Source organism: Jiangella rhizosphaerae, from assembly GCF_003579925.1.
In the GTDB taxonomy this organism is placed as follows: Bacteria; Actinomycetota; Actinomycetes; order Jiangellales; family Jiangellaceae; genus Jiangella; species Jiangella rhizosphaerae.
Map to the genome: position 1 here is coordinate 1 of NZ_QUAL01000017.1, position 4,664 is coordinate 4,664.

Genomic DNA, 4,664 nt, shown 5'->3' on the forward strand with positions numbered 1-4,664 from the left:
ATTGCCGACGCTGCGGCCTTGGAGATGCCGATGAAGGCGTGGGGCGTGTGTCGTGGTGTGGTGGTCACGGTGGCGGCGTCGTCGTCACGGTGTCGCGGTCGGCAGGTGATGCCGTCGCGGCCTTGATGGGTGAGGGATCCGCGTCGTCCTGGCTACCCGGATCCCTCACCCATCAGCGGCCTGCGGCTCGTCGTCATCGGCACCGGGGGGTCGACGGCGACAAGACCGGTGCGCCCGGCCGGGCTGGCACCACCTGACTGGGTTCGTCGGCACGGTGAGGGGGCCACGGCCGCGCGCGTGGCCGTCGGCACGATGTCGGCTCCATCGCGAACGCCAGCGACCTTCCCACCGGCACGACCAACGTCGGCTCACAGGTTCGCCCGGGGTGTTTCCCGTCCCCCTGCTGCCCGATTGTCTTGGCCGCGCACGCGCGCCTCAAGTCCGCGCGCGTGGTGGTCGGGCTTTGCTGGGGTTGGGGCGCTTGGACTTGACCCGCGCGCCCGCGGCTCAGAACGGGCAGCTATCAGGGGACGGGGGGTGTGGCGACGGCTGCCGGGGCGTCTGGCCGGCTTCTGTGTGGCGTTGGTGTTGTTGAGCGTCCACGTGGTGAGATTTCGCCGCGATTCGCGGACCATCACGAGGATTACCCCAGCGTCAACACCCCTACAGTCATGGTGAAGCTCACGTAATCCTCGTGATGTAGACGATCCTGGATGATCATGGCCGTCCACGGCCCGACAAACGGCGCGAAACGGGCACGACAAACGGCGAGGCGTGCCCACATCCTCCCCGTCCCCCTGATAGCTGCCCGTTCTTCGCCGCGGACGGGTGAGTCAAGCGGTCATCACCGCGNCGCCGCGGACGGGTGAGTCAAGCGGTCATCACCGCGCGAAAGCGCCCCAATAGTCCGCTTGACGCGCGCGTTCGCGGCAAGAGAATGGGCAGCAGGGGGGGCCAACGCCACGACCCGGCGAACGCACGTCACCGGGCGTCCGGCGGCGACGGGTGGTCAGCGCTGGTCGCGGGGCGGGTCGGTGTCGACGACCTCGCCCTCGATGACGACGCCGTGATGGATGCCGCCACCCTGGCCGCCCGCACCCGGACCGCCGGCAGCGCCCGGACCACCCGGGCCGGGCCGGCCGAGGCCGCCCATGCCGGGTCCGCGGCGGCCGGGGAACGTCCGGAAGGCCGACGCCGCGAGTCGGCGGCCCACGCCACGGCGGATCGGCGGGATCAGCAGCACCAGGCCGATGAGGTCGGTGACGAAACCGGGGAACGTCAGCAGGACACCGGAGAGGATGCGCGCGCCGGTGTCGGCCATGCGGGCAGACGACGCCGGCACCGACTCGGGCTCGTCCTGCGGGAACCGGCCGTCGGCGGCGGCGTTGCGCAGCTCCTGCCAGGCCCGCAGTCCTTCGATGCGCAGCAGGGCGATGCCGAGGATGCTGGTGCCGAGCAGGATCAGCAGGGCCCAGCCGAATCCGACCCAGTTGGCCACCATGACCAGCGCGATCAGCTCGATCACGCCCAGGGCTAACGGGCCGAAACGTCTCACCGTCGGCTCCCTCCGACCAGCGCGCGCAGCTGCCGGGCGCGGTGGACGGCACCCCATTGGGTGACCCGCCAGAGCGCCTCGCGCACGATCCTGCTGTCCATCTTCGACTCTCCCTGCTCCCGCTCGACGAACGTGATGGGGACCTCGATGACCCGGAGCCCGCTCCGGACCGCCCGCCACGCCATGTCGACCTGGAAGCAATAACCTTGCGACGCCACGCTCTCGATGTCCAGTTCGCGCAGGGCGGACGCGCGGAAGGCCCGGAACCCGCCGGTGGCGTCGCGCAGCGCCGTCCCCAGCGCCAGCCGGGTGTAGGTGTTGCCGATGCGCGAGATGGCCTGCCGCTTGTACGGCCAGTTCACGGTCCGCCCGCCGGGCACGTAGCGCGACCCGATGACGAGGTCGGCGTTCTCGGCGGCGTGCAGCAGCCGCGGCAGTTCCTCCGGCTGGTGCGAGCCGTCGGCGTCCATCTCGACGAGGACGTCGTAGTCGCGCGACAGCCCCCAGCCGAAGCCGGCCACGTACGCCGCACCCAGCCCCTGCTTGCCGCCGCGATGCAGCACGTGCACGTGGTCGTCGAGTTCGGCCAGGTCGTCGGCGATGGCGCCGGTGCCGTCGGGTGAAGCGTCGTCGACCACCAGGATGTGGGCGCCGGGCACCGCCGTGCGGGTGCGGTCGACCGCCTTGCCGATGGTGAGGGCCTCGTTGTAGGTCGGGATGACCACCAGGACGGACGTCACGGGACCCCCGCCTCCACGGGCGGCCGCGGCTCGTCGGCGACGGGAGCGGTGGCCCGGCGGCTGCGGCGGGCGTCGACGACGACGAGGGCGACGGCGCCGAGGCCGAGCGCGGTGATGATCCACTCGGGCCAGGCGCCGACGCGCGTAGCGGGCGTGAGGCCGTCGGCGAGCGGGACCTCGGTGACGATGACGTCCTGGGTGAACAGCTCGGCGCGGTCCTGGACCGACCCGTCCGGCGCGACCACGGCGCTGACGCCCGCCAGGGCCGACACCAGCACCGTCCGGCCGTGTTCGAACGCCCGGACCCGCGACTGCGCCAGCTGCTGCTCGGTCATCTCCGTGCGGCCGAACGTCGCGTTGTTGGTCTGGACGGTGAGGAACTGGCCGCCGTCGATGACGGCGTCGCGGACGATGCCGTCGAAGGCGACCTCGAAGCAGATGACGTCGCCGATGACGGTGTCGCCCACCCGGAAGATGCCGACGCGGTCGCCGGGCAGGTGGTCGCGCGGCTGCTGGTTCACGGCGTCGGTGATGCGCTCGGCGATGGACCGGAACGGGATGTACTCGCCGAACGGCATGGGGTGCCGCTTGACGTAGGTGTCGCCGGGGCCGCTGACGGGGTCCCACAGGATCGACGTGTTGTGGACGTTGCGGCCGTCGTCGGTGGGGACGATCGCACTGATCAGCGTCGGCACGCCGATGGCACGCACCGCGCCATCGATGGCCCGGTAGGTGTCGGCGTCGTGGAACGGGCTGATGTCGGAGGAGTTCTCGGGCCACACCACGACGTCGGGCCGCTCGACCCGGCCGGCCTCGACGTCGTCGGCCAGGCGCTGCGTCGCCTCGACGTGGTTGCGGGTGATGGCGCGCTTCTCGTCGTTGTAGGCCAGACCCTCGGCCGGCACGTTGCCCTGCACGATCGCCACGGTGACGGTGTCGCCGTCGGGCTCCATCGGCTGGATGAGCAGCGGCGCGACGACGACGGCGACGGCGCCCGCCGCGGCCGCGGCGCGTACCCAGAGCCGTCGCTCGACGACGACCCAGGCGAGCAGCCCGCCGGCCAGCGCGACGGCGAACGACAGCCCCGGCGTGCCGGCCCACGACACCAGCCCCAGCATGGGGCTGTCGGCCTGCGAGAACGCCAGCTTCCCCCAGGTGAAGCCGCCATACGGGAGGCGGCCGCGGACGGCCTCGTCGGCGACCCAGACCGCCGCGGTCCAGACCGGCCAGCCGGGCAGCCGCTGGACCAGCGTCAGGCCGAGGGCCAGCGGGATGAAGAACAGCGCCTCGAACAGGGCCAGGATGATCCACGGGATCGGCCCGACCTCCATGCCGGTCCAGTCGAGCAGCGGCAGGAAGAAGCCGGCGCCGAACAGGTAACCCAGCAGCGCCGACCGCTTCAGAGGCTGGCCGCGCACCAGCAGCGCGAACGCCGCGGGCACGAGGACGGCGACGAACCAGAGATCGTACGGCGGGAATGCGGCGACCAGGGACACGCCGAGGAGCGCGGCTCCTGCGTATCGCCACAGATGAGTCACGTTGTGCTGCTCCGTCCGACGTCCAGCGGTGGGACCGTACCCGGATCGCGACCCGGCCCCGTCAAGTGTGCTGCCGATCGTGCGACGGTACAACGTGCGCCCCAGGCCGAGAGTGCCCGGGGGCCGTGCTGTCGGAGCATCGGGCCGGCCCAGCGTCCGTGACGAAGGACGCAGCCCGGCTCCGCCCTTCGGACCGGGCCGCGGACGCCGCTGGATGCGGCTCGCGGACCGTTGTCTACTGGGCGGGCCGGGCCCGACCTCGTCTCACCCCGTGCCGTTGCGGGCGACGTACAGGCGGGTCATGCGAGCGAGGGCCTGGCTCACGAAGGATGCCCGGCCCCTGTAGGACACAGGAACCGCCCCTCGACCCTTCTCGCAACACCCGCCCGGACCGCCGGCCCGAACGGTTTCGTCCGCTGGTGGACTCTCGTGACTTTGCTGGATGCATCGGCAGGGTGTCAAGCCAGCGGTCGACCTGCGCAAATGCCCCTGCGCCGCTGGTCACGAACGACTGGATACACGGAAGTCGATCGAGAAACGTTGCTTCCACACGGCGTGTCGCGGCCGCCGAGCCGGACATACCGCGCTCATGATCACCAACCGTCAGCGGGTCGCGAGGTAGATCACCACACCGACGAGCACGACGAGGACGAGCACGAGCGGGACCGCCCGCCTGATGATCGATCCGCCGGCGACCCCCATGACGTCCAGCGGCTCGGGTTCGGCGGCGGACGGCGTCGTCGCGGCGGGCGGCTGGACGGCCGCCTCGGGCGCCGCCGCCGTGGGGACCTCGGGCGCTTCCGGTGCGGGTGCGGGCGCGGCCTCCCCGGC

3 protein-coding genes and 1 pseudogene are annotated in these 4,664 nt (G+C 71.8%); all 4 read right to left on the bottom strand.

What is annotated here, in order from left to right:
• Positions 1 to 1,009: 1,009 nt before the first annotated feature.
• Positions 1,010 to 1,555, bottom strand: coding sequence for an FxsA family protein (locus DY240_RS01785; RefSeq protein WP_233552566.1), 546 nt, complete (start codon positions 1,553 to 1,555; stop codon positions 1,010 to 1,012).
• Entirely contained in the window at positions 1,552 to 2,295 is a 744-nt protein-coding gene (locus DY240_RS01790) for a polyprenol monophosphomannose synthase (protein WP_199700601.1), read from the bottom strand. Before DY240_RS01790 ends, DY240_RS01785 begins: the two co-directional genes overlap by 4 nt.
• Positions 2,292 to 3,791 carry an apolipoprotein N-acyltransferase gene (gene lnt, locus DY240_RS01795; protein WP_158602700.1) on the bottom strand — a complete coding sequence of 500 codons (1,500 nt, stop codon included), beginning with the start codon at positions 3,789 to 3,791 and terminating at the stop codon, positions 2,292 to 2,294. The genes DY240_RS01790 and lnt overlap by 4 nt, the downstream gene beginning before the upstream one ends.
• 645 nt (positions 3,792 to 4,436) lie before the next feature.
• Positions 4,437 to 4,664, bottom strand: a pseudogene (locus tag DY240_RS31575) (SRPBCC family protein); the annotation flags it as partial.